This window comes from Streptomyces sp. NPDC087270 (assembly GCF_044744625.1).
GTDB lineage: Bacteria > Actinomycetota > Actinomycetes > Streptomycetales > Streptomycetaceae > Actinacidiphila.
In genome coordinates this window covers 629,774-654,559 of the sequence record NZ_JBIUYR010000002.1, presented here as the reverse complement: position 1 = coordinate 654,559, position 24,786 = coordinate 629,774, and the positions used below count along the sequence as shown (strand labels likewise).

The window sequence follows — 24,786 nt, the reverse complement described above, 5'->3', positions numbered from 1 at the left end:
CCCGGTGCCGACCGGCATCGGGTATCCGTGACAGGGCTGTGACGGGCCGTCCGGCGCAGCTCGCCCACCCGTTCGGCCCAGGAAAACCGTTGGCAGCGCTGGCCGGCCGAACGCTAGGGTCGGCGGTTTGTGTGCCAGGCCACGTGAGGGGGTTCACAGTCGATGGGCGGTTTCTACGTGGCGGTGGTCACGCGGGGCTTCCGCCGCTACTCCACGTACCGCGTCGCCACCGTCGCCGGTGTCTTCACCAACTGCGTCTTCGGGCTGATCATCAGCTACAGCTACCTGGCCCTGTGGGACCAGCGCCCGCATCTGGGCGGCTACAGCGAGGGCCAGGCGCTGACGTACGTGTGGCTGGGGCAGGCGCTGCTGTCGCCGATGGCGCTGATGGGCGGCGGGTGCGAGGACGAGTTGATGGAGCGGATCAGATCCGGGGACATCGCGGTGGACCTGTACCGGCCGGCTGACCTCCAGGGGTGGTGGCTGGCGCAGGACCTGGGGCGGATGGCGTTCCAGCTGCTGGGGCGCGGGGTGCTGCCGGTCCTGTGCGGCGCGCTCGTCTTCGACGTGGCGCTGCCGTCCACGCCCGTGACCTGGCTGCTGTTCGCGGTGTCGGTGGGGCTGGGCGGGCTGGTGAGTTTCGCGCTGCGCTTCCTGGTCGGGCTGAGCGCGTTCTGGCTGCTGGACGGCAGCGGGGTGAGCCAGGCCACGATGCTGACCGGGCTGTTCTTCTCGGGGATGCTGCTGCCGCTGACGGTCTTCCCGGGTGCGCTGGGCGAGCTGGCGCGGGCGCTGCCGTGGGCGTCGATGCTCCAGGTGCCCGCGGACGTGCTGCTGGGGCGGCACCAGGGCACCGGGGCGGTGCTGGCGCTGTGCGGGCAGGCCGGCTGGGCGGTGGCGCTGCTCGGCGCCGGGCGGCTGCTGCAGACGGCCGCGGCGCGCCGGGTGGTGGTCCAGGGTGGCTGAGACGGAGCTGCCGCGGCAGCCCGGCGGGTACGGCGGCGGCCGTGCTCCCGGCCCTGGTCCCGGCCGTGGTCTCGACCGCGGTTTCGGCCACGGCGGGGAGCCGTACGGCTCCGGGCGGTACGGCCTTCGGCGGTCGGCGTGGCAGGCCCGCGAGGCGGTGCGCGCGTACGGCCTGATCGTGGGGATGTGGGTGCGCTCCACCATGGCGTACCGCACGTCCTTCTTCCTGACCGCGCTCGGCAACTTCGTCGCGACCGGGCTGGACTTCGCCACGATCGTGATGATGTTCTCGCACATCCACCGGCTCGGCGGCTTCTCGCTGCCGGAGGTGGCGTTCCTCTACGGCGCGTGCAGCACCTCCTTCGGCATCGCCGACCTGGTGATGGGCTCCATGGAGCGGCTCGGCCGCCGGGTGCGCGACGGCACCCTGGACACGCTGCTGCTGCGCCCGGTCCCGGTGATCGCGCAGGTCGCCGCGGACCGCTTCGCGCTGCGCCGGGTCGGCCGGCTCACCCAGGGTGTGCTGGTCCTCGGCTGGGCGCTGCTGCGGGTGGACGTGCACTGGACGGTGGTGAACGTGCTGATGGTGCCGATGATGCTGCTGTCGGGCGGGGTGATCTTCAGCGCGGTGTACGTGGCCGGCGGGGCGTTCCAGTTCTGGGCGCAGGACGCCTCGGAGGTGCAGAACTCCGTGACCTACGGCGGCAACACGATGCTGCAGTACCCGCCGGGGATCTTCGCCCGGGACCTGGTGCGGGGCGTCACCTTCGTGGTGCCGCTCGCCTTCGTCAACTGGCTGCCCGCGCTGTACGTGCTGGGCGAGCCCGATCCGCTCGGCCTGCCCGGCTGGCTGGACTTCGCCTCCCCGGCTGTCGCCGTGGTCTGCTGCGCGCTCGCGGCCACGGCCTGGCGGGTGGGCCTTCGTACGTATCGCAGCACAGGGAGTTGAGGGAGCCGACATGGTGAGCGACACCGAGGGGCCGGTCGAGCGGGGCCCGGCCGTCGAGCAGGGCCCGCGCGTCGGGGGCGAACCGGCTGTCGAGGGCGAACCGCGGGTCGGGGGTGAACCGGTGGGCGGCCCTGGCGCGGGGTCGGCTGTCGCCGATCCGATCATCGAGCTGGACGGGGTGGAGAAGGTCTTCGACGTACGCCGCAAGGCCGGGCTGCTGCGGCGCGAGCGGCACCAGGTGCGGGCGGTCGACGGGATCACCTTCAGCGTGCCGCGCGGCGAGATCGTCGGCTACATCGGGCCGAACGGCGCGGGCAAGTCCACCACGATCAAGATGCTCACCGGCATCCTCAACCCCAGCGCGGGGCGGGTCCGGGTCGACGGGATCGACCCGGCCCGGGACCGGACCCGGCTGGCCCGGCGGATCGGCGTGGTCTTCGGGCAGCGCACCACGCTGTGGTGGGACCTGCCGCTGCGCGACTCCTACGAGCTGGTCCGGCGGATGTACCGGATTCCGGCCGCCGCCTACGCCCGCAACCTGGGTGCCTGCGTGGAACTCCTCGACCTCGGGCCGCTGCTGGACGCGCCGGTACGGCAGCTCTCGCTCGGGCAGCGGATGCGCGGGGACATCGCGGCGGCGCTGCTGCACGACCCCGAGGTGCTCTACCTCGACGAGCCGACCATCGGTCTCGACGTGGTCAGCAAGAGCCGGGTGCGGGACTTCCTGCGCGACTTCAACGCCGAGCGCGGCACCACGATCCTGCTCACCACGCACGACCTCACGGACATCGAGAGCCTGTGCCGCCGGGTGATGGTGATCGACCACGGCAAGGTGATGTACGACGGCGGGCTCGGGGGGCTGCACGCGGTGGGGGAGAGCGAGCGGACGCTGGTCGCGGACTTCGCCCGCGAGCTTCCTCCGGTGGAGTTGGCGGGGGCGCGGCTGGTGTCCGCCGACGGGCCGAGGCAGTCCTTCGCGTTTCCCGCGGGGGCGAGCGCGGCACCGCTCGTCGCCGAACTGGCGACTCGGCATCCCCTGGTGGACCTGTCCATCCGCGAGCCGGACATCGAGGACGTCATCGCGCGGATGTACGGGCGCGCCTGACCCCCCGGGGTGCCAGGTGCTGTCGGGTGAGGGACCACCTGCCGGTGGGGGGTGCGCGCACGTCCTCGCGTCCCTTGGCAGGTGACCCTCCGTCCCGACGGAACGCGCCACCCTAGAGGGTCGTCAGCGCCGCGTGGACGTGGTCGGCGGCCGCGGGGGTGGTGGAACCGTGGGCCGACAGCCGGACGGAGTCGGGGCGGACGGTGGGCGTGACCCCGTGGGCGTGGAGGGCGGCGGCGACGTCGGCGGCGGGGGTGCGGGGCATGCGGAAGGAGAGGATGCCGCCGCGTTCGGCGGGCGCCTCGGGGGAGAGCAGGTGGCCGCCGCAGCGGCGTACCACCTCGATCAGTTCGTCGAGCCGCGCGGAGACGTGGGCCTCGATCGCGGGCACGCCGACCTTCTCCACGAGGTTCAGGGCGGCTTCGAGGCCCGCGGCGGCGACCGGGCTGAGGTTGGTGACGCTCCAGCGCTGGGCGCCGTCGGCGGGCGGGTGCCCGCGGTCGTCGAAGAGGGCGGCGTCCTGGACGCCGGTCCACCCGGTGAGGGTGGGTTCGAGGCGTTCCAGGGCGCGGTCGGAGAGGGTCGCGAACCCGGTGGACCAGCTCGCGCGCAGCCACTTCTGCCCGCCGGTGACCACGACGTCGGCCGCCTGCCAGGGCAGGTCGGCGACGCCGAACCCCTGGATGGCGTCCACGATCAGCAGCCGGTCGGGGCCGATCACCTCGCGCAGGGCGGCGAGGTCGGCGCGGTATCCGGTACGGAAGTCCACCGCGCTGACCGACAGCGCGACCACGTCGTCGGAGAGCGCGACCCGTACCGCGTCCGGGGTGACCCGCCCGTCCGGGGCGGCGGCCAGCCAGTGCGGCACGGCCCGGCCGAGCCCGGCCGACCGGCGCCAGGGGTAGTGGTTGGCCGGGAAGTCGCCGGCGGGCACCAGCACGGCGCCGCCGGGCAGGCCGAACGCGGCGTGGAACATGCCGGTGGAGGCGTTCGGCAGGAGGACCGTGTGCGCCGGGTCGGTGCCGGCCAGCCGCGCGGCGGCTTCCCTGGCCCGTTGCTCCGCCAGCATGAGGTCGTTCACGGTGTGCCGGTCGGCGCGGGCGGACCGGTTCAGCGCGTCGGAGGTGGCGGCGAGCACCTGGCGGGACGGGGGGCCGTAGCGTGCGAAGTCGAGATAGCCCGCGGGCTCCTCGAAGTGCTCGGCGTATCCGGGCAGCCCTCCGCCGGTGCGCTGCGGTGTCATCGGGGTGTTCTCCTGGGGTCTGCGGAACGGTTCTGGGGGTCTTCGCACGGGCGCGGGGGCCCGCGGGAGGCGCCGGGAACCTGTCGTACGTTCCCAGACTGGCAGTGGCGGTGAGAATACCCGGGTGGAGCCGATGGACACGGGGCGAGTGGACGGCGCGGGCAGCGCGGACGACGCGGGCGACGCGGAGGGCGCGGGCGCGGCGGCGCGGTCGCGCGCGGATACGGGGCCCGGGCTGGGTGGTCCGGGCGCTCCGGGTGCGCCGGGTGGGCCGGGTGCGCCGGGTGGGCCGGGTGCGCCGGGTGCCGACCCGGACGAGGCGCGGCGGGCCGGCGTACGCCGGATGAAGCTGATCGCGACCGGCTTCCTGCTGGTCGCGACCGTGGTGTACGGCCTGGCGAAGTGGGCCGGATCACAGGGCGCGGGCGGCTGGGCCGGTTATGTGGCGGCGGCGGCCGAGGCGGGCATGGTGGGTGCGCTCGCCGACTGGTTCGCGGTCACCGCGCTCTTCCGCCGCCCGCTGGGCCTGCCGATCCCGCACACCGCGATCATCCCGACGAAGAAGGACGCGCTGGGTGCGAGCCTCGGCGACTTCGTGGGCGAGAACTTCCTCTCCTCCGACGTCGTACGGACCCGGCTGCGCGCGGTCGGCATCGGGTCGCGGCTGGGCGGGTGGCTGTCCGAGCCGGCCAACGCGGACAAGGTGACCGATCAGGCGGCGGCCGCGCTGCGCGGCGCCCTGCGGGTGCTGCGCGACTCCGACGTGCAGGCGGTCGTCGGTGAGGCGATCACCCGGCGGGCCGAGGCCCACGAGATCGGGCCGGGGCTCGGCAAGCTGCTGGAGCGGGTGGTCGCCGACGGCGGCCACAAGCGGCTGGTGGACCTGGTGTGCGTACGCGCCCACGACTGGCTGGTGGAGCACGGCGACTCCGTGATGGTGGCGGTGCAGGGCGGGGCGCCCGGCTGGACGCCGCGGTTCGTGGACCGCAGGATCGGCGAGCGCGTCTACAAGGAGTTGCTGAGGTTCGTCACCGAGATGCGGGACTCGCCGGGGCACCCGGCGCGTGGTGCGGTGGACCGGTTCCTCGGGGATTTCGCGGGCGAGTTGCAGTCCGACCCGGACACCCGGGCGCGGGTGGAGCGGCTGAAGAGGGATCTGCTGGCGCGCAGCGAGGTGCAGGACCTCATCGCCAGTGCGTGGGGTGCGGTGCGGGCGATGGTGGTGGCCGCGGCGGACGACGAGCACAGCGAGTTGCGGCGGCGCGCGCGGACGTCCCTGCTGGCGCTCGGTGCGCGGTTGAGCAGCGACGCGCGGCTCCAGGCCAAGGTCGACGGGTGGCTGGAGGACGCGGCGACCTATCTCGTGACGACCTATCGCGACGAGATCACCTCGCTCATCAGTGAGACCGTCGCGGGGTGGGACGCGGAGCAGACCTCCCGCAAGATCGAGGCCCACGTCGGGCGTGACCTCCAGTTCATCCGGATCAACGGGACGGTGGTGGGCGCGATGGCCGGGCTGCTCATCTACGCGATCTCCCGCGTGGCGGGTGGCTGAACCCCCCTGGGGTGCCTGGTGCTGTCGGTCCAGGGACCACCTGCCGGCGCGGGGTTCTCGCTGGGGGTACCCCCTCCGGGGGAGTTCCCCGCGCCCCTGAGTGACTGCGGCTCCTTCCGCGGAAAGGGGGCCGACCTCAACGGCGCCCGGCCGAAGGCGGCTTCGGGGGGACGTTGACGGGTCGGGCGGTTCGCAGGGAGGATCGGGGGAGACATCCGATGACCTGGTGAGGGCAGGGTGGCCCGTCCCCCGCCGGAGGCGCCCCCCAGGGGGTCGGTGGACCCTGAACCACGTATGGAGTGCACCTGTGAAGCTGTTGCGTGTCGGACCCGTCGGGGCGGAACGCCCGGCCCTGCTGGACCGCGAAGGCGTCCCGCGGGACCTCAGCGGGATCGTCTCCGAGATCGACGGGGCGCTGCTCGCGGACCCGGCCGCGCTCGCGCGGATCGCCGCGGCGGAGGCCGAGGGCACGCTGCCCGCGCTGGACCCCGCGGAACGGGTCGGCCCGCCGCTGGCCGGCATCGGCAAGATCGTCTGCATCGGGCTGAACTACCACGACCACGCCGAGGAGACCGGCGCCCAACCGCCCGCCGAGCCCGTGGTGTTCATGAAGGCACCGGACACCGTGGTCGGCCCCGACGACACCGTGCTGGTGCCGCGGGGCAGCGAGAAGACCGACTGGGAGGTGGAGTTGGCGGTCGTCATCGGGCGCGAACTGCGGTACGCCGCCTCGCACGAGGAGGCGATGGCGGCCGTCGCCGGGTACGCGGTGGCGCACGACGTGTCCGAGCGGGCCTTCCAGATCGAGCGCGGCGGGCAGTGGGACAAGGGCAAGAACTGCGAGACGTTCAACCCGCTCGGCCCCTGGCTGGTCACCGCGGACGAGGTGCCGGACCCGCAGGCGCTGCCGCTGAAGCTGTGGGTGAACGGCGAGTTGAAGCAGGACGGCTCGACCGCGAGCCAGATCTTCCCGGTGGCCGAAGTGGTGCGCTACCTCAGCCAGTTCATGACCCTGTACCCGGGTGACGTGATCAACACCGGTACCCCCGCGGGCGTGGCGCTCGGGCAGCCCGAGCCCAAGCCGTACCTCAGGCCCGGTGACGTGGTCGAGCTCAGCATCGACGGACTCGGCCGCCAGCGCCAGGAGTTCAAGGGCGCCTGACCCCTCCGGGGTGGCCCGGAAGGGACCACCCCGGCGGGTCAGAGCCGTACGGTCTCCCCGGTGGCCGCGGAGCGGTGGGCCGCTTCGATGACGTCCAGGGTCGCGGCGGCGTCGTGTGCCGTCACCGGGGCGGCCGCACCGGTGCGGAGCGCGGCCGCCACGGCCGCGTAGTACGCGGGGTAGTCGCCCGGGAGGGTGGGCACCGGGGCCGTGGTGCCGTCCGAACCGGCCGAGCCCTCCGTGCCGGCGGTGCCCCGGTCGGCGGGCGGTGCCTCGCCCCACGGGGTGCCGTCGCCCGGGCGGCGGCCGGCGCGGAGGGCCGCCTCCTGCGGGTCCAGCCCGTGCACGACATACCCCGCGGTGCTGCCGAGCACGCGGAAGCGCGGCCCGAGCAGCGGCGTGACGGCGCTCATCCACAGGTGGGAGCGCACCCCGGAGGCGTGGGTGAGCGCGATGAAGGCGTCGTCGTCGGCGCTCGCACCCGGGCGTACCGCGGCGGTCTCGGCGTAGACCAGCGCGGCCGGGCCGAAGAGCGCGAGCGCCTGGTCGACGAGATGCGCGCCGAGATCGTAGAGCAGACCTCCGATGTCCGCCGGGTCGCCCGACTCCCGCCAGCCGCCCTTGAGCTGGGGGCGCCACCGTTCGAACCGGGACTCGAAGCGGCGCACCTCGCCGAGCGCGCCGCGCTCGATCAGATCGCGCACCGTGCGGAAGTCGCCGTCCCAGCGGCGGTTCTGGAAGACGCCGAGCAGCAGGCCGCGGGCCTCGGCGAGCGCGGCGAGGGTACGGGCCTCGGCGGCGGTGGCGGCCAGCGGCTTGTCCACGACCACCGGCAGCCCGGCCTCCAACGCCTCGGTGGCCAGCGGCACATGGGTGCGGTTGGGGGAGGCGAGCACCACCAGGTCGAGTTCCCCGGCCCGCGCCCACAACTCCTCGGCACGGTCGGCGAAGCGTACGCCCGGGTGTTCGGCGGCGGCCTGCGCCCGGCGTTCCGGGCTGCTCGTGACGATCGTGTCCAGGACGAGGCCGGGGGTCGCGGCGATCAGCGGGGCGTGGAAGAACGAGCCGGCCGGACCGTATCCGACCAGGCCGACCCGCAGCGGTGGGGGAGTGCTCATGCCGTCACTCTCGCACGACCCCCGGCGCGGCCCTCCGGCCGGCCGCGGCGGGGCGGGCACCCGGCCCGGGTGGGCACCCGTACGCCCGTACGCCCGTACGCAGGCGGTATGCCGGGGACGGGCCCGGGGGCCGGCCGGGCGTGGCCGACGGATCTGGGAGGATCGTGGGATGAGTGATGCGGCTGATTCCCGGGCCCCGATCCGCGCGGGCATCCCGGAGCACGGCCGGGTGCCGAAGTACTTCGCGGTGAAGACCCGGCTGGAGGGCATGCTCGACGACCTCGGGGAAGGCGGGCTGCTGCCGACCGAGCGGGAGTTGGCGGCGGACTTCGCGGTGGCGCGGGAGACCGTACGGCAGGCGCTGCGCGAACTGCTCATCCAGGGCCGGGTCCGCCGCAAGGGCCGCGGCACCGTGGTGGCCGGGCCCAAGCTGGTCCAGCCGCTGTCCACGGCGAGCTACACCGAGGGCGTACGGCGGCAGGGCCGCGTCCCCGGGCGCAATCTGATCGGCCTGGAACAGCTGGAGGCCGACCCCACGCTCGCCGCCGAGCTGCGGATCGGGACGGGGGACCCGGTCTGGCACATGGAGCGGGTGCTGCTCGCGGACGAGGAGCGGGTCGGACTGGAGAGCACGTACCTGTCCGTCGCGCGACTTCCCCATCTCGCACGGGACTTCGCGCCCGACACCTCCTTCTACGCGTTCCTGAGCGAGCGGATGGGGCTGGCGCCGACGGTGGTGGACGAGCGGATCGAGACGGTGCTGGCGACGCCGCGGGAGGCGTTGCTCATCGGCACGCCGCCGGCTTTGCCGATGCTGCTGCTGCACCGGTCGAGCAAGGACGCGTCCGGGGTGCCCCTGGAGCGGGTGCGGTCCCTGTATCGGGGGGATCGGTTCAGCTTCACCGTCCACCTGGACTAGGGAGACGTCAGGGGGCGCCCCTGAAACGGTGCGGCCGCCCTCCTGATATCACGGAACGGTAACGGGTCTAGGCCAAGTTTGGAGCCTTGTTCACCGGGGCGACCGTATCCCGTTGTGTCGCGGACATCTGCGGTCGCGAACGTCGGGGTCGTGAGAGTCACTGTCGTAGGAGCCGGGGTGCTGGGCACCATGCACGCCTGGCATGCAATCGAACGCGGCCACGAGGTCGTCCACCTGGAGCGGGAGCGCGAGGCGCGCGGCGCCTCCGTCCGCAACTTCGGCCTGGTGTGGGTCGGGGGCAGAGCGGTCGGCGCGGAGCTGGAGACGGCGCTGCGCGCCCGGGAGCTGTGGGAGGAGATCGGCGCGAAGGTGCCGGGCGCCGGCTTCCGGGCGAACGGCTCGCTGACGGTGGTGCGCACGCCCGCCGAGCAGGCGGTCGCCGAGGACGTGCTGGGCCGGCCCGACGCCGCCGAGCGCGGCTACAAGTGGCTGTCGCCGGCCGAGGTCCGCGCGTACAACCCGGCGCTGGGCGGCGACTTCCTCGGCGCGCTGCTGTGCGAGAAGGACGCCGCGGTCGAGCCGCGCACCACGCTGCCCGCGCTGCGCGCCCACCTGGCCGCGACCGGCCGCTACACGTTCGTACCCGGCCGGGAGGTCCGCGACGTGGCGACGGGCTCGGTCCGGGACGACCACGGCACGGTGTACCGCTCGGACAGCGTGGTGCTGGCGACCGGCGCCTGGCTGGGCGGCCTGGTCAGGGAACTGGCCCCGGAGCTGCCGGTGCGCCGGGTCCGGCTGCAGATGGCGCAGACCGCGCCGCTGGGCGAGGCGCTCACCACGTCGGTCGCCGACGGCGACAGCTTCCGCTACTACCCCGCCTACGCCGGCGCCGCCCTGGAGGCGCTGCGCTCCGGCGAGCCGCAGCCGCCGGTCGCGGCCGAGCACCGGATGCAGCTGCTGATGGTCCAGCGGCTCGACGGCGGCCTGACCATCGGCGACACCCACGAGTACGACGAGGCGTTCGCCTTCGACGTGACCGAGGACCCCTACGAGCACCTGCGCGAGCGGGCCGCCGCCCTGCTCGGCCGCCCGCTGCCGCCCATCCGGCGCCGCTGGGCCGGGGTGTACGCGCAGACCGTCGACACCGCCGAGGTCGTCCACCGCGAGCAGGTGCTCGACGGGGTGTGGCTGGTCACCGGGCCCGGCGGACGCGGCATGACCTGCTCGCCCGCGATCGGCGAGACCACTGCGAACCGAATCGGCTGGTGAACACCGTGACCTCCACCCCCACCTCGACCCCGTCCCCTTCCCCCGCGCCCACGCTGGTCGTGCTCGACATGGCCGGCACCACCGTCGCCGACGGCGGGCTGGTGGAGTCGGCCTTCTCCCGGGCCGCGCAGGAGCTGGGCGTCGAGCCCGGCAGCGCCGACCACGCCGAGAAGCTCGACTACGTCCGCGCCACCATGGGCGAGTCGAAGATCACCGTCTTCCGCGCCCTGTTCAGCACGGAGGAGACCGCCCAGCGCGGCAACTCCGCCTTCGAACGCGCCTACGCCGAGCTGGTCGACGGCGGGCAGTGCAAGCCGCTGCCCGGCGCCGAGGAGGCGATCCGCGAACTGCGCGCGCAGGGCCGCAAGGTCGTCCTGACCACCGGGTTCGCCCGCACCACCCAGGACGCCATCCTCGACGCCCTGGGCTGGCAGGACATCGCCGACCTCACCCTGTGCCCGGCCGACGCCGGCCGCGGCCGCCCGCACCCGGACATGGTGCTCACCGCGCTGCTGCGCACCGGCACCGAGTCCGTGCGGCACGTCGCGGTGGCCGGTGACACGGCGTACGACATGCTCAGCGGCGTACGGGCCGGCGCGGCGGTCGTGGCCGGGGTCACCAGCGGCGCGCACGACGAGCCCCGGCTGCGGGCGGCGGGCGCCACCCACGTGCTCGGGTCGGTCGCCGAACTCCCGGCGCTGCTCGGGGGGTCGTGACATGACCCGCACGAGCACCGCCACCTCCTCCGCCCGGGGCGCGGCCACCGGCCCCGGCACCCTCAAGGGGGCCGCGGGTCCGGCCCGCGCCGCCGGCCCCGCCTCCGGCATCCGCTTCGACCACGTCAGCGTCACGTACGGCGCCACCACCGTCCTGGACGCGCTGGACCTGACCGTCGAACCCGGCGAGGTGATGGCCCTGCTCGGCCCGTCCGGCTCCGGCAAGACCACCGCGCTGCGGGCGGTCGCCGGGTTCGTCCACCCCTCCGCCGGGCGGGTGCTGATCGGCGGCCGGGACGTCACCGGCCTGCCCCCGTACAAGCGCGGCATCGGCATGGTGGTGCAGCAGTACGCGCTCTTCCCGCACCTGCGGGTCGAGCAGAACGTCGCGTTCGGGCTGAAGGCGAACCGTACGCCGCGCGCCGAGGTGGGCCCGCGGGTCGCGGCCGCGCTGGAGATGACCGGCATGGCCGGGTACGCGCGCCGCTACCCGCGCGAGCTGTCCGGCGGGCAGCAGCAGCGGGTCGCGATCGCCCGCGCGCTGGCCATCCGGCCGGGCGTGCTGCTGCTGGACGAGCCGCTGTCGGCGCTCGACGCCCAGTTGCGCTCGGGCATGCTCGCCGAACTCGCCCGGCTGCACCGCGAACTGCCCGACGTGTCGATCCTCTACGTCACCCACGACCAGATCGAGGCGCTCACCCTGGCCGACCGGATCGCCGTCCTGGACCGGGCCAGGCTGCAGGACTGCGGCACGCCGCACGAGCTGTACCGCACCCCGCGCACCGCCTTCACCGCGAGCTTCGTCGGCAGCGCCAACCTGCTGCGGGTGCGGGCCGAGGGCGACGGCGTGTTCCGGCTCGGTACGGCCGCGCTGCGCGTCGAGGTGCCGGCACCGGCTCCGGCCGCCGGCGCGGAGGCGACGGTGTGCCTGCGCCCGCACGTGCTGCGGCAGACGCCGCTCGCCGCCGAGCCGGGCACGGAGGAGGTCAACGTGCTGCGCGGCACCGTCACCGCCGTGCAGTGGCGCGGCCACACCCACCGGCTGCTGGTCGACGCGTACGGGAGCGAACTGCGCGCCGACGTCGGCGACCTGCGGCAGCCGCCGGGGGTCGGCGAACCGGTCGCGCTCACCTTCGACGCGCAGGACGCGGTGCTGCTGCCCGGCGGCCTGGCCGCGGACGGCACGGACCGAGCCCCCGAACCCGCCCCCGGGCGCGACGGCGGCCCCGGGAACGGCGGTCCCGCGGGCGGCGGCTCCGCGAGCGACGGCTCCGCGAACGGCGGCGACGGGGGAGGTGCCGGCGATGGCGTCGGCTAGCGCGGGCTCGACCGCGGTCGGCCCGCGGGTGGACGGCGACAGCAGGCCCAGGCGCCCGCGCGCCGTACCGGCCTGGCTGTGGGCGGTGCCCCCGGTCGCCGGACTCGGCCTGGTCTTCCTCTATCCGCTGGTCCTGGTGGTCAAGCAGTCCTTCTCGCCCGACGCGGGCGGGCACTCCACCAAGCCCTGGTCGCAGGTGTTCCAGGAGCAGTCCTTCCGCAAGGCGCTGTGGAACACCGTGTGGATCGCGGCCGGTTCCACCGCGGGCTGCCTGGTCCTCGGCTTCCTGCTCGCCCTGGTGATCGCCTTCGTGCCGTTCCCCGGCGGGAAGGTGCTCAGCCGGTTCATCGACATCTTCCTCGCCTTCCCGTCCTTCCTGATCACCCTCGCGCTGCTGTTCATCTACGGCACGGTCGGCATGGCCAACGGGCTGTGGACGGACGCGACCGGGGCGGCCGCCGGACCGGTCGACTTCCTGCACACCCCCTGGGGCGTGCTGCTCGCCGAGGTCACCTACTTCACGCCGTTCGTGATGCGGCCGCTGCTCGCGGCGTTCTCGCAGGTCGACACGGCCCAGCTGGAGGCCGCCTCGTCGCTGGGCGCGCGGGCGCCGCGGATCGTCCGGCAGGTGATCCTGCCCGAGGCGCTGCCGTCGCTGGCCGCAGGCGGCGGACTCGTCCTGGTGCTGTGCCTCAACGAGTTCGGGATCGTGCTGTTCACCGGCGCGAAGAACACCACGACGCTGCCGATGCTCGTCTACAGCAAGGCGATCCTCGACGGGGACTACCCGGGGGCGTGCGTCGTCGCGGTGGTCTCGGTGGTGCTGTCGGTCTCCTTGTACGGGCTCTACCGGGTCCTGGTGGCCCGCACCACGGGAGGTGCACGCCGTGCTGGTGCATAGCAGGCCGGGCCGGATCGCGTCCTGGGTGGTCTTCTTCGCGCTGTTCCTGCCGGTGTTCGCGCTGCCCTTCCTGGTCGTCCTGATGGCGTCGTTCGCGACGAACTGGAGCGGGGCCTTCCCCTCGCACGCCACGTTCGCGCACTACCGGGACATCGGGAGCGGCGACTCGCTGCACGCGCTCACCACGAGCCTGCTCACCGCGCTGTGCGCGAGTCTGCTCGCGCTCCTGGTCGGCGGGTGGGCGGCGCTGGCCGCGGAACGCCTGCGCGGGGGCGCCCGCAAGCTGCTCGACGGGCTGTTCGTGCTGCCGGTGGCGGTGCCGTCGGTGGTGGTCGGGCTGTCGCTGCTGGTCGCCTTCTCCAAGCCGCCGTTCCTGCTCAACGGCACCGCGAAGATCGTCATCCTCGCGCACACCGTGCTGGTCACCGCGTTCGCGTACCAGTCCGTCAGCGCGGCGCTGGCGCGGCTGGACCCGGCGTACGAGCAGAGCGCGGCGAGCCTCGGGGCGCGGCCGTCGTACGTGCTGTGGCGGGTCCGCATCCCCCTGCTGCTCCCGTCGCTCACGGCCGCCGCGGGGCTGTGCTTCGCGCTGTCCATGGGGGAGCTCTCGGCCACGATGATGCTCTACCCGCCGGACTGGATGCCGTTGCCCGTACAGATCTACGGCGCCACGAACCGGGGCTCGCTCTTCGAAGGAGCGGCGCTGGCGGTGGTGCTCATGGTCAGCACGCTCGTCGTGCTCCTGGTGATGGGCCGGATACGGACCCGGGCCGCCTTCCGCTGACCCGCCCCACCTCCTGCCTCGCCCCTTGCCCCACCTCACAACAACGTTCATGACTCAAGGAGTTAGATCTGCCATGCGCAAGCGCAACAGCAGCAGCCGTCTGCTCAGCCCGATCGCCGCCGTGAGCGGGGTCGCCGTGATGGGCCTCGTCCTGGCCGGCTGCGGGGGTTCGTCGTCGGCGGACAGCGGCAAGCCGTCGACGACGGTGACGGTGTACAGCGCGGACGGGCTGCACACGGACACCGGGGACGGGTTCTACAACAAGGTCTTCAAGGACTTCACCGCGAAGACCGGGATCAAGGTCAAGTACGTGGAGGGCGGCTCCGGCGAGGTCGTGCAGCGGCTGGTGCGGGAGAAGTCGAACACGCAGGCCGACGTGGTGGTGACGCTTCCCCCGTTCATCCAGCAGGCGCAGGAGAAGGGGCTGCTGACGTCGTACAAGCCCGCGGGCGTGGACAAGGTGGCCGCGGCGGACAAGGACGCGGACGGCTCGTGGGAGTCGATCGTCAACAACTACCTGTGCTTCATCTACAACACCAAGGAACTCGCGCAGCCGCCGAAGACGTGGGACGACCTGCTGGACGGGAAGTTCAAGGGCAAGCTGCAGTACTCGACGCCGGGCGTCGCCGGTGACGGCACCGCCGTGGTGATCAAGGCGATGCACGACCTGGGCGGCAAGGACGCGGCGATGGCGTACCTGAAGAAGCTCCAGGCGAACAACGTGGGCCCGTCGGCGTCGACCGGCCAGCTCGCCCCGAAGGTCGACAAGGGCGAACTGCTCGTGGCCAACGGCGACGTGCAGATGAACTACGCCGACAAGGCGTCCATGCCGAACCAGGGCATCTTCTTCCCGGCGGCGAACGCGACCGGCAAGCCGACCACGTTCGCGCTGCCGTACGCGGCGGGTCTGGTGAAGAACGCCCCGCACGAGGACGCCGGCAAGAAGCTGCTGGACTACTTCCTCAGCCCGGCCGTGCAGCAGGAGGTCTCCTCGGTGGGCGGCGGCTTCGCCGCCCGCACCGACGTGACCGCGACCGACGCCAACGCGGCCGCCCTGAAGCAGATCATGGCGGGCGTGGACGTCTTCACGCCGGACTGGAAGGACATCAACGACAACCTCGACTCGTACGTCGAGGCGTGGAGGTCCGCCACCGGCAGCAGCTGATACCGCGGGCTGGACGGCCGGGGCGGGTGCGACCCGCCCCGGCTACGCTTGGTACATCTCAGGCGGTACCCAGGACAGGAGAGCGAGCCGTGTCGACACGCAAGCCGATCGAGTCGTGGCTGACCGACATGGACGGGGTGCTGATCCACGAAGGCACCCCGATTCCGGGCGCGGACGCGTTCCTCAAGGGGCTCAGGGCGTCGGGCAAGCCGTTCCTGGTGCTGACCAACAACTCCATCTACACCCCGCGCGATCTGCACGCGCGGCTGACCCGGATGGGTCTTGACGTGCCGGTGGGCAACATCTGGACCTCGGCGCTGGCCACCGCGAAGTTCCTCGACGACCAGCGGCCGGGCGGCACCGCGTACGTCATCGGCGAGGCGGGCCTGACCACCGCGCTGCACGACGTCGGCTACGTCCTGACCGACCACGCCCCGGACTACGTGGTGCTCGGCGAGACCCGCACCTACAGCTTCGAGGCGCTGACGAAGGCGATCCGGCTGATCAACGGCGGCGCCCGCTTCATCTGCACCAACCCCGACCAGACCGGCCCCTCGCCGGAGGGCGTGCTGCCGGCCGCGGGCTCGGTGGCGGCGCTGATCACGAAGGCGACCGGCAAGGACCCGTACTTCGTCGGCAAGCCGAACCCGCTGATGATGCGGGCCGGGCTGAACGTCATCGGCGCGCACTCCGAGAGCAGCGCGATGATCGGCGACCGGATGGACACCGACGTGCTGGCCGGGCTGGAGTCCGGCATGGAGACGTTCCTGGTGCTCACCGGGCTGACCACCCGCCCGGACATCGACCGCTACCCCTTCCGCCCGTCCCGGGTGGTCGACTCGATCGCGGACCTCGTCGACGAGATCTGACCCCCGGCACTGGCCCCCCGGCACCGGCACCCCCCGGCACCGGCACCCTTTACGGCGGTCGGCCCGCACCCGTGAGCCGGACGCGCCGTTTTTACTCTCCGTAGACGAATAGTCACCCCAATGGACCACTGAGCCGCCGCTCGGAGTGCGGGCGGCGCCGGGCGGCGGAATCTTCGTAAGCACCGGGCGCGGGTCCCCGCTCCCGGCTGAGCGGAGGTCCTCATGTTTGGTCTGAAACTGCCCGCCATCGCTGCTGCCGGCGCCGTCGCCGTGCTCGCCGTGGGCGGCGTCTCCGGACTGCCGAAGCCGGCCGTCGCCGACGACGGCGGGGGAGGGTCGGGCAGCTCCTCGTCCAGCAGCTCGTCCAGTTCGTCGAGCTCGTCGAGCAGCTCGTCGTCCGGCGCGGGCAGCATGGACGTCTCGCCGCGGACCGTCGCCCCCGGCGGCGTGGTCTCCCTGCACCTTGCGACCTCCTGCAAGGCCGGGAAGAGCGCGACGGCCAGCGCCGACGTGTTCGTGGACACCGTGACCCTGGCCCCGGCCAGCGGCGGCCGGGGCATGGAGGGTGACGCGTTCATCAGGTCCGACGCCGTGCAGGGCTCGTACGCGATCGCGGTGCGCTGCCAGGACGGCACCAGCTCCGCCAGCGCGTCCATCACGGTCAGCACCAGCAGCAGCGTCACGCCGGTCAACCCGATCCACCCGGTCAACCCGGTGCCGGCCGGCGGTGGCGGCGCGGCCCGGCAGCTCGCCGCCCGCAGCGGTGGCGCCGAGCAGCTCGCCGCCGGTCCGGCGGCGGCCGGTGGCAGCACCGCTCCGCTGCTGGTCACCGGTGGTGTCGCGGCGGCCGGCCTGGCCGGTCTCGCGCTCTACCGGCGCCGCAGCGCGGCCCGCGGCTGACCCGGCATGCCCGAAGGGGAGGACGCGGAAGCGGTGCGGGCCGACACCCGGGCCAGGCCCGACAGCAAGACGTGGACGGCCCTGGCGGTCGGACTGCTCCTGCTGGCGGCCTGGCTGGTCGGCCACGGCTCCGGCGGCGGTACCGCAGCCGCCGGGGCCGTCCGCGCGCAGGCCGCGGCGGCGAACGACCACCCGCCGCACCTGTACGCGGCCCATGTCCCGCTGCCCGCGTCCGACCCGGTCCGGCTCGACATCGGCTCGATCGGGCTGCACGCCGACCTGGTCGGGCGCGGGCTGACCGACGGCACGATCGACCCGCCGCCGTACTCGACCCCGAAGGTGGCCGGCTGGTACACCGGCGGCCCGACCCCGGGGACGGCCGGCGCGGCGCTGATCGTCGGGCACGTGGACACCGAGACCGGCCCGGCGGTCTTCTTCCCGCTGAGCACGGTCAAGCCCGGCGCGCTGGTCGCGGTGACCCGGGCGGACCACTCGGTCGCGGACTTCTCGGTGGAGGCGGTGGAGGTGGTCCCGAAGGACCACTTCGACGCGACCCGGGTCTACGGCTCCGACGCCGCGGACCGCCCCGAGCTGCGGCTGATCACCTGTGGCGGCGACTTCGACAGCGCCCGGCAGGCGTACTCGGCGAACGTCGTGGTCTACGCCTCCCTGACCGGCTCGCGCGCGGCGCCCGGCAGCGGGGCTTAGGGTGCGGACAGGTGCAAGGATGCCCATCGAGGTGGGCGCGTACGGGGACGGAACGCCCGGCGGGGTTCCGTACCGGACGGCCGGCGGGACGACGGACGGAACGGCGTACGGAGTGGCCGGCGGAACGGTGTGCGAAGCGGTGTGACGATCCCCTTATCGGAGGTCCGGATGCCCAAGCGTGACCCGCGGGGGGACAGGTGGCGGCCCCTGCCCGCCGCGGATGTGCGTCCGGCGCCGGACCGGGTCGAGGAGGCCCGCGCGGCCGGCACCCCGCACGGGCTGCGCACCGACCTCGAAGCGCTGATCGGCCCGGGCAAGGTGCTCGGCGGCATCTCCGACCTGGTGCGCTACGCCTCCGACGCGAGCCCGTACCGCTTCGTGCCGCAGGTCGTGGTGGTCCCCGACAGCGTGCAGGACGTCGTCAAGCTGATGGGTTACGCCCGCGGGCAGCGCCGCAACCTGGTCTTCCGGGCGGCCGGCACCAGCCTGAACGGGCAGGCGCAGGGCGAGGACATCCTGGTGGACGTGCGGCGCCACTTCAGCGGGGTCGAGGTCGAGGCCGACGGCGCCCGCGCCCGGGTGCTGCCCGGGACCGTACTGGCCCGGGTGAACGCCGCGCTGGCCCGGCACCGGCGGGTGCTGGGGCCCGACCCGGCCAGCGCGGGCGCCGCCACGATCGGCGGGGTGCTGGCGAACAACGCCTCGGGGATGGCCGCCGGCACCAGCCGCGACTCCTACCGCACGGTCGTGTCGCTCACCGCGGTGCTGCCCTCCGGGACCGTGGTGGACACCGGCGACCCCGAGGCCGATGCGGCGCTGGCCGCCGCCGAGCCCGAGCTGCACCAGGGCCTGCTGGACCTGAAGGACGAGATCGAGGGCGACCCGGGGCTGACCGCCCGTATCCGCGCCAAGCACGCGATCAAGAACACCAGCGGCTACCGGCTGGACGCCTTCCTCGACGCCGAGACCCCGGTGCAGATCCTGCGCGGGCTGATGGTCGGCTCGCAGGGCACCCTCGGCTTCGTCGCCGAGGCGGTCTACGAGACGCTGCCGGTCCGGGCCGCGGCCACCGCCGGGCTGCTCTTCTTCCCCACGCTCGACGCCGCCGCGGCCGCGGTGCCGCTCTTCGCGCAGGCCGGCGCGGAGGCCGTCGAGCTGATGGACGGCCATGTGCTGCGGGCGTCCGTCGGCGTGGCCGGGGTGCCGGCCGACTGGGAGGGACTGCCCGCGGAGTGCGCCGCGCTGCTGGTGGAGTTCCAGGCCGCCGACGAGACAGAGCTTGCCGCGTACGAGCGGGCCGCGCGCCGGGTCTGCGACGACCTCGGGCTGGTCGCGCCGGTGCCCTCGGCCGGCAACGACTTCAGCCGCGACCCCGAGACGATCGGGCGGCTGTGGCGGGTCCGCAAGGCGTTCGTGGCCGCGGTCGGCGGTCGCCGTCCGCCCGGCACCACCCTGATCACCGAGGACTTCGCGGTGCCGCCGGCCCGGCTGGCCGAGGCGTGCGCGGAGTTGCTGGCGCTCCAGGAGCGGCACGGCTTCGACGCGGCGGTGGCCGGCCACGCCGCCCACGGCAACCTGCACTTCCTGCTCGCCTTCGACGCGGCCGACCCGGCCGACGTGGAGCGGTACGCCGCCTTCATGGACGACTTCTGCCACACCGTCACCGAGCGGTTCGACGGATCGCTCAAGGCCGAACACGGCACCGGGCGCAACCTTGCTCCGTTCCTGGAGCTGGAGTGGGGCTCGCGCGCCACCGCCCTGATGTGGCGGGTCAAGGCGCTCCTGGACCCCGACGGCATCCTCGCCCCCCGCGTCGTCCTCGACCAGGACCCGCGCGGCCACCTGCGCGGCCTCAAGACGCTGCCCGCCACCGAGGCCGCCGCCGACCCCTGCATCGAGTGCGGCTTCTGCGAACCGGTCTGCCCCAGCCGGGACGTGACCACCACCCCCCGGCAACGGATCGTGCTGCGCCGCGAGATGTTCCGGCAGCCCGCCGGCTCGCCGGTGCTCCGCGAACTCCTCGACGCCTACGGCCACGACGCCGTCGACACCTGCGCCGGCGACTCGCTGTGCGCGGCCGCCTGCCCGGTCGGCATCGACACCGGCGCGCTGATGAGGGACTTCCGCCGGGCCGGGCACACCCGCGCCGAGCAGCGCGCCGCCGCCTCGCTCGCCACCCACTGGCCCACCGTGGAACGGGCCGTCCGCGCGGGCCTCGGCGCGGCCGGCGCCGTCCGCGACCGGGCCGGCGACCGCCCGCTCACCTCCGCGAGCGGGCTCGCCCGCCGGGCGCTGCGGCCCGAACTCGTCCCCGAATGGCTGCCGGAGACCCCTGGGGCCGCGCCGCACCTGCCGCGGACGCAGCGGCAGGGCGCCGCTGCGGTCTACTTCCCCTCGTGCGTCAACCGGATCTTCGGCCCGCCGCGCGGCAGCGGCCGCGGCTGGGTGGTGCAGGCGCTGGTCACCCTCGCCGAGCGGGCCGGGCAGCCGCTGTGGATTCCGCCCGACGCGACCCGCGCCTGCTGCGCCACCATCTGGCACTCCAAGGGGTACGACGCGGGCAACGCGGTCATGGCGAACCGGGTCGTGGAGCACGCCTGGGCGTGGACCGGCGGCGGGCGGCTGCCCGTGGTCGTGGACGCCCAGTCCTGCGCGCTCGGGCTCTCCCGCGAGGTCGTGCCCTACCTCACCGACGCCAACCGCGAACTGCACGGGGAGCTGACCGTCGTCGACGCGGTGGCCTGGGCGGCCGGCCAGCTCCTGCCCAAGCTCTCGGTCACCCGGCCGATCGGGTCCGTGGTCCTGCACCCCACCTGCGCGGCGGTCCACCTCGGTGACGCCGCCGACACCGGCGACGGCGTGACCGCGCTTGAGGCTGTCGCCCGGGCCTGCGCGCAGGACGTCGTCGTCCCCGACGACGCGGGGTGCTGCGGCTTCGCCGGGGACCGGGGCATGCTCCACGAATCGCTCACCGCCGCAGCGACCCGCCCCGAGGCGGAAGAGGTCGCCGCCCGCGCCTTCGACGCCCACCTCTCGGCGAACCGGATGTGCGAACTGGCCATGGAGCACGCCACGGGTGAGCCGTACGAGTCGGTGCTCCTCGCCCTGGAGCGGGTGACCCGCAGGGGGCCCTGACCCCCGGGGTGCGTTCCGCCGGTGGAGGGACCACCCGTTGGTGGTGGGCTGAGCGGGGCGGGGGGCCCTAGATGAGGGGCGGGTCCGGGGGGTGGGTGGGGAGGGGGCGGGGGATGGGGGAGAGGAGCAGGAGGACGACGTCGTCGGCGAGGGAACCGCCGGCGTGCTGCAACAGATCCGCGTAGACGCGCTCGACGGCGCCGTCGAGGTCGTGGCCGCAGCCGGCGACGAGGGGGCCGACCCGCTCCGAGAGCGGGTAGAAGGAGTTGTCGTGGGGGCTGCGCGCCTCGATCACACCGTCGGTGCACAGCACGAGGATGTCCCCGGGCAGGAGCGGCACCCGCCAGGGCGCGGGGCCCCGCGCGGCGCGGGCCGAGGCGTCGGAAGGCCCGGACCCGGGCGCGGACACCCGCGTGGGCGACGACGTCGAGACCATGTCCGCGAGCCCCAGCGGCACCCAGGGATCGACCGGCTCCAGCGTCTCCACGGAGCCGTCGCGCGAGACCCGCAGCGGTGCCACATGGCCGTAGTGCAGCAACTCGACGCTGTCCGGCTTGTCGAACTGCGCGAAGAGCGCGGTGATGAAGTCCCCGGTGTCCACGTGCCGCGCCACGCTCGTGTCGACCCGCGCGGCGACCGTGTCGAGCCCGCCCTCGTCGTACGCCGCCTCGCGGAACGCGCCGAGCACCACCGCCGAGGTCTGCACGGCGGCCAGCCCCTTGCCGCGGACGTCGCCGATGAGCGCGCGCACGCCGTGCGGGGTGTCCAGGACGGCGTAGAGGTCGCCGCCGATCTGGGCGGCATCGGCCGCGGAGACGTACCGCACCGCGAGCCGCAGCGTGCCGACGCGGGGCGCGGGCGGGTGCATCAGGGCGTGTTGGGCGGCCTCGGCGACGGAGGTGATCGCCGTGAACGCCTTCGCGCCGGTCTCCCGGCGCCAGGCGATGTAGATGCTGAAGAGGCTGACCAGGCAGTACGCGAAGAGCTGGCCGAACAGGACGTCGTGGTTCGGGATGTCGGTCACGCCGTCGTACGGCGACAGGGCGCCCTGGACGGCGACACCGAGCAGGCTGATGAACAGCGTGCGCTGCCAGCTGACGGTGATCGCGGCGAGCGGGGGCGCCGCCACGATGCCGGGGGTCAGAAAGTGGTCCTGGCCGGCGAGCAGGTCGGCGATGACCACGATGGCGAGCGCCGCCAGCGGCAGGGACAGGCCCATGCGGGAGAGGTAGTCGCTCTCCAGCCGCTGTACGGCTCGAACCCAGGCGTTCTTCACATGGTGTACCTATCTGGCCTTCCCGGCCGCGTCAGCCGCGCGCCTCCCACGCCACGGAACAACCGCCGGTCGGGACCGGCACCGCCATGACCAGGAACGCTCCGAACAGTTCCAACGTTCCCAGCTTCACCTGTGCGTGCAACCTGATGGCGAGCGCTACCCCAGCCGACCCGGCCCGCAAACATCCCGGCGGCAGGAAATCGCGCGCAGTGTTGCGCCGGGTGAAAGTTGTGCGACGGCAGGGGGAACAGGGGTGGCAGAGGCGCCGGTCTCTTCCTAGGGTCTGCATGTACCTGCCACCGTGGCCGGGTACGTCCTGACCCCGCGCTGGAGGAACCCCTGTGCGTTTCCGACTGATCGCGTCCACCGCCGTCGCCACCGCCTTCGGACTGCTGGCGATCCCGGCATCCGCGGCGAGCGCCGGCCCGGGCGCCCCGGGCATCGGCGACCCGTACTACCCGACGTACGGCAACGGCGGCTACGACGTCTCGCATTACGCGCTCGACCTCAGTTACCAGCCCACCACCGACACGCTCTCCGGCACCACCGTCGTCACCGCGACCGCCACCCAGGGGCTGACCAGCTTCGACCTGGACTTCGCGCTGGACGTCAGCAAGGTCACCGTCAACGGCCGGCCGGCCCGCTTCGCCTCCAGCGGCGAGCAGGAGTTGGTGGTCACCCCGGACCGGACCATCGCCAAGGGCCACCGCCTCACCGTCGCCGTCACCTACTCGGGGGTGCCCTCGAAGGTCCAGCGCTACGGCTTCACCTCCTGGATGCGCACCCCGGACGGCGGGGTCGCCGCCAACGAGCCGGAATCCGCGTGGTGGTGGTTCCCCAGCAACGACCACCCGGCCGACAAGGCCACCTACGACGTGAACGTCCGGGTGCCCAAGGGCGACCAGGCGATCAGCAACGGCGTGCTGGTCTCGCAGCACACCAGCGGCGGCTGGACCGGCTTCCACTGGGTGGAGGACAAGCCGCAGGCCACCTACCTCGCCACCCTCGCGGTCGGGCACTTCGACATCACCCACTCCCGCACCGGCACCGGCGTGCCCGTGGTCAACGCCTACAGCCCCGACCTGGACCCGGCCACCGCCGCCAACGCCAAGGCCAGCGTCGAGCGCACCGGCGAGATCGTCGACTTCCTCAGCGGCTACTTCGGGCCGTACCCGTTCGACTCGGCCGGCGGCTACGTCCCCGACGTCACCGCCGGCTTCGCGCTGGAGACGCAGACCCGGGTCTTCTACAGCCCGAAGTTCTTCACCAAGGGCCCGGACACCTCGGTGGTCGCGCACGAGCTGGCCCACCAGTGGTACGGCGACAGCGTCTCGCTGGAGCGCTGGTCCGACATCTGGCTCAACGAGGGCTTCGCCGGCTACGCCGAGTGGCTGTGGGCCGAGCACGAGCACACCGGCACCCCGCAGGAACTCGCCCAGCAGGTCTACGACGCCCACCCGGCCGACGACGCGTTCTGGACCGTCAAGCCCGGCGACCCGGGCGCCGCGAACCAGTTCGACGACGCCGTCTACGACCGCGGCGCCGTCGCGATCCAGGCGCTGCGCGACACCATCGGCGACACCGCGTTCCTGAAGCTGCTCAAGGCGTGGCCGAGCCAGCACCGCTACGGCAACGGCACCATCGCCGAGTTCGAGTCGCTCGCCGAGCACCTGTCCGGCAAGGACCTGAGCGCCTTCTTCACCACCTGGCTCTACACCGCGGCCAAGCCCGCGGTCTTCCCGGCCGCGCCCGCCGCGAGCCGGTCCGCCGCGAACTGACCCGGCGCCGTACGGCACCATGGACCGCGGGCGGGGCCGGACCCCGCCCGCGGAACGGCCGTACGGAAGGAGCGCGGTGAGCGCAGGGGATGCCCGGTCGGGACAGTTGCCGCAGCTGCGGGCGGACTGCGGGAACTGCTTCGGCCTGTGCTGCGTGGCCCTCGCCTTCACCCGCTCCGCGGACTTCGCGGCCGACAAGCGCTCCGGCGAGCCGTGCGGCAACCTCACCGACGGCCACCGCTGCGGCATCCACACCCGGTTGCGGGCCGACGGCTACCGCGGCTGCACGGTCTACGACTGCTTCGGCGCCGGCCAGCAGGTGTCCCAGGTCACCTTCGGCGGCCGGGACTGGCGCGGTGCCCCCGACGGCGGCCGGGCGATGTTCGACGCGCTGCCCCGGATGCGCCAGCTGCACGAACTGCTCGCCTACCTCACCGAGGTCCGCGCCCGGCCGGCCGCCGCCGCGCTGCACCCGGCCGCCGACCGCGAACTGGCCCGGGTACGGGCGCTGACCGGCCTCGACCCGGACCGGCTGGCCGCGCTCGACCTCGACGCCGAGCGCGCCGCGGTCAACCCGCTGCTGCTGCGGGGGAGCGAGCTGGTCAGGGCGCAGGCGCCCGGCCGCCGCCGCGCCGACCGGCGCGGCGCGGACCTCGTCGGCGCCCGGCTGCGCGGCGCGGACCTGCGGGGCACCGATTTCCGCGGTGCCTGCCTGATCGCGGCCGACCTGCGCGGGGCGGACCTGCGGCTGGCCGACCTGATCGGCGCGGACCTGCGGGACGCGGACCTGCGCGGCGCGGATCTGACCGGGGCGCTCTTCCTCACCCGGTCCCAGGTGAACGCGGCGCGCGGCGACGCCCGTACCCGTATCGGGCCGGCGCTGGACCGGCCGGCGCACTGGAGCTGAGGGCCGCGCGGGCATGGAAAAGGCCATGGAAAAGGCCCCCCGC

General features: G+C 73.8%; 21 protein-coding genes. 18 read left to right on the top strand and 3 right to left on the bottom strand.

All coding sequences use genetic code 11. From position 1 onward, the window contains the following. The first annotated feature begins 162 nt into the window (after positions 1-162). The 3 genes from ACIPAE_RS06260 (at position 163) to ACIPAE_RS06250 (ending at position 3,020) form a co-directional block, all read left to right on the top strand. Positions 163-966 (top strand): ABC-2 family transporter protein, encoded by an 804-nt coding sequence (locus tag ACIPAE_RS06260; protein WP_366414285.1) that lies wholly within the window; start codon positions 163-165, stop codon positions 964-966. Between the two features lie 184 nt (positions 967-1,150). After that, a complete protein-coding gene (locus tag ACIPAE_RS06255) occupies positions 1,151-1,915 on the top strand; it encodes an ABC transporter permease (RefSeq protein ID WP_329374271.1) in 765 nt (254 codons plus the stop codon). A gap of 10 nt (positions 1,916-1,925) precedes the next feature. Further along, positions 1,926-3,020, top strand: coding sequence for an ATP-binding cassette domain-containing protein (locus ACIPAE_RS06250; RefSeq protein ID WP_402443205.1), 1,095 nt, complete (start codon positions 1,926-1,928; stop codon positions 3,018-3,020). 112 nt (positions 3,021-3,132) lie between these two features. Here the strand turns inward: ACIPAE_RS06250 and ACIPAE_RS06245 are convergent, their stop codons facing one another. Continuing rightward, entirely contained in the window at positions 3,133-4,263 is a 1,131-nt protein-coding gene (locus ACIPAE_RS06245) for an aminotransferase class V-fold PLP-dependent enzyme (RefSeq protein ID WP_402443203.1), read from the bottom strand. Between the two features lie 133 nt (positions 4,264-4,396). Between ACIPAE_RS06245 and ACIPAE_RS06240 the strand changes: the two genes are divergently transcribed. Together ACIPAE_RS06240 and ACIPAE_RS06235 are read left to right on the top strand one after the other, a co-directional pair. Next, positions 4,397-5,818 carry a DUF445 domain-containing protein gene (locus ACIPAE_RS06240; protein WP_402443201.1) on the top strand — a complete coding sequence of 474 codons (1,422 nt, stop codon included), beginning with the start codon at positions 4,397-4,399 and terminating at the stop codon, positions 5,816-5,818. 307 nt (positions 5,819-6,125) lie between these two features. Next, positions 6,126-6,980, top strand: a complete 855-nt coding sequence (locus ACIPAE_RS06235; RefSeq protein ID WP_329369124.1) for a fumarylacetoacetate hydrolase family protein — start codon at positions 6,126-6,128, stop codon at positions 6,978-6,980. Between the two features lie 38 nt (positions 6,981-7,018). On the opposite strand, the gene ACIPAE_RS06230 is transcribed toward ACIPAE_RS06235, so the two are convergent. Next, a complete protein-coding gene (locus ACIPAE_RS06230; protein WP_402443199.1) occupies positions 7,019-8,098 on the bottom strand; it encodes a Gfo/Idh/MocA family oxidoreductase in 1,080 nt (359 codons plus the stop codon). A 169-nt stretch (positions 8,099-8,267) separates the two neighbouring features. Between ACIPAE_RS06230 and ACIPAE_RS06225 the strand changes: the two genes are divergently transcribed. The 11 genes from ACIPAE_RS06225 (at position 8,268) to ACIPAE_RS06175 (ending at position 20,782) form a co-directional block, all read left to right on the top strand. Further along, positions 8,268-9,017: a GntR family transcriptional regulator gene (locus ACIPAE_RS06225; RefSeq protein WP_329369128.1), complete on the top strand. Its 750-nt coding sequence runs from the start codon at positions 8,268-8,270 to the stop codon at positions 9,015-9,017. 150 nt (positions 9,018-9,167) lie between these two features. Beyond that, positions 9,168-10,286 carry a TIGR03364 family FAD-dependent oxidoreductase gene (locus ACIPAE_RS06220; protein WP_329369130.1) on the top strand — a complete coding sequence of 373 codons (1,119 nt, stop codon included), beginning with the start codon at positions 9,168-9,170 and terminating at the stop codon, positions 10,284-10,286. A 68-nt stretch (positions 10,287-10,354) separates the two neighbouring features. Next, positions 10,355-11,002: a phosphonatase-like hydrolase gene (locus ACIPAE_RS06215; RefSeq protein ID WP_402443331.1), complete on the top strand. Its 648-nt coding sequence runs from the start codon at positions 10,355-10,357 to the stop codon at positions 11,000-11,002. A 1-nt stretch (position 11,003) separates the two neighbouring features. Next, entirely contained in the window at positions 11,004-12,320 is a 1,317-nt protein-coding gene (locus tag ACIPAE_RS06210) for an ABC transporter ATP-binding protein (RefSeq protein ID WP_402443196.1), read from the top strand. Beyond that, positions 12,307-13,221 (top strand): 2-aminoethylphosphonate ABC transporter permease subunit, encoded by a 915-nt coding sequence (locus ACIPAE_RS06205; protein ID WP_329369137.1) that lies wholly within the window; start codon positions 12,307-12,309, stop codon positions 13,219-13,221. Before ACIPAE_RS06210 ends, ACIPAE_RS06205 begins: the two co-directional genes overlap by 14 nt. Beyond that, entirely contained in the window at positions 13,208-14,005 is a 798-nt protein-coding gene (locus tag ACIPAE_RS06200) for an ABC transporter permease subunit (RefSeq protein ID WP_328464481.1), read from the top strand. Before ACIPAE_RS06205 ends, ACIPAE_RS06200 begins: the two co-directional genes overlap by 14 nt. A gap of 73 nt (positions 14,006-14,078) precedes the next feature. Continuing rightward, entirely contained in the window at positions 14,079-15,170 is a 1,092-nt protein-coding gene (locus tag ACIPAE_RS06195; protein WP_329369139.1) for a 2-aminoethylphosphonate ABC transporter substrate-binding protein, read from the top strand. An 89-nt stretch (positions 15,171-15,259) separates the two neighbouring features. Further along, positions 15,260-16,039, top strand: coding sequence for an HAD-IIA family hydrolase (locus ACIPAE_RS06190; RefSeq protein WP_329369140.1), 780 nt, complete (start codon positions 15,260-15,262; stop codon positions 16,037-16,039). A gap of 222 nt (positions 16,040-16,261) precedes the next feature. Then, on the top strand, positions 16,262-16,939 hold the full coding sequence (locus tag ACIPAE_RS06185) for a hypothetical protein (RefSeq protein ID WP_329369141.1): 678 nt from the start codon (positions 16,262-16,264) through the stop codon (positions 16,937-16,939). Between the two features lie 6 nt (positions 16,940-16,945). Continuing rightward, positions 16,946-17,647, top strand: coding sequence for a class F sortase (locus tag ACIPAE_RS06180; RefSeq protein ID WP_329369143.1), 702 nt, complete (start codon positions 16,946-16,948; stop codon positions 17,645-17,647). 168 nt (positions 17,648-17,815) lie between these two features. Continuing rightward, entirely contained in the window at positions 17,816-20,782 is a 2,967-nt protein-coding gene (locus ACIPAE_RS06175; RefSeq protein WP_402443192.1) for an FAD-binding and (Fe-S)-binding domain-containing protein, read from the top strand. Positions 20,783-20,849: 67 nt separating this feature from the next. Here the strand turns inward: ACIPAE_RS06175 and ACIPAE_RS06170 are convergent, their stop codons facing one another. Next, complete coding sequence (locus ACIPAE_RS06170; RefSeq protein WP_402443190.1) at positions 20,850-22,058, bottom strand: PP2C family protein-serine/threonine phosphatase; 1,209 nt, start codon at positions 22,056-22,058, stop codon at positions 20,850-20,852. A 341-nt stretch (positions 22,059-22,399) separates the two neighbouring features. On the opposite strand from ACIPAE_RS06170, the gene ACIPAE_RS06165 reads away from it, so the two are divergent. Both ACIPAE_RS06165 and ACIPAE_RS06160 read left to right on the top strand, forming a co-directional pair. Next, positions 22,400-23,836 (top strand): M1 family metallopeptidase, encoded by a 1,437-nt coding sequence (locus ACIPAE_RS06165; RefSeq protein ID WP_402443188.1) that lies wholly within the window; start codon positions 22,400-22,402, stop codon positions 23,834-23,836. A gap of 19 nt (positions 23,837-23,855) precedes the next feature. Continuing rightward, positions 23,856-24,743 carry a pentapeptide repeat-containing protein gene (locus ACIPAE_RS06160; protein ID WP_402443187.1) on the top strand — a complete coding sequence of 296 codons (888 nt, stop codon included), beginning with the start codon at positions 23,856-23,858 and terminating at the stop codon, positions 24,741-24,743. Positions 24,744-24,786: the final 43 nt, after the last annotated feature.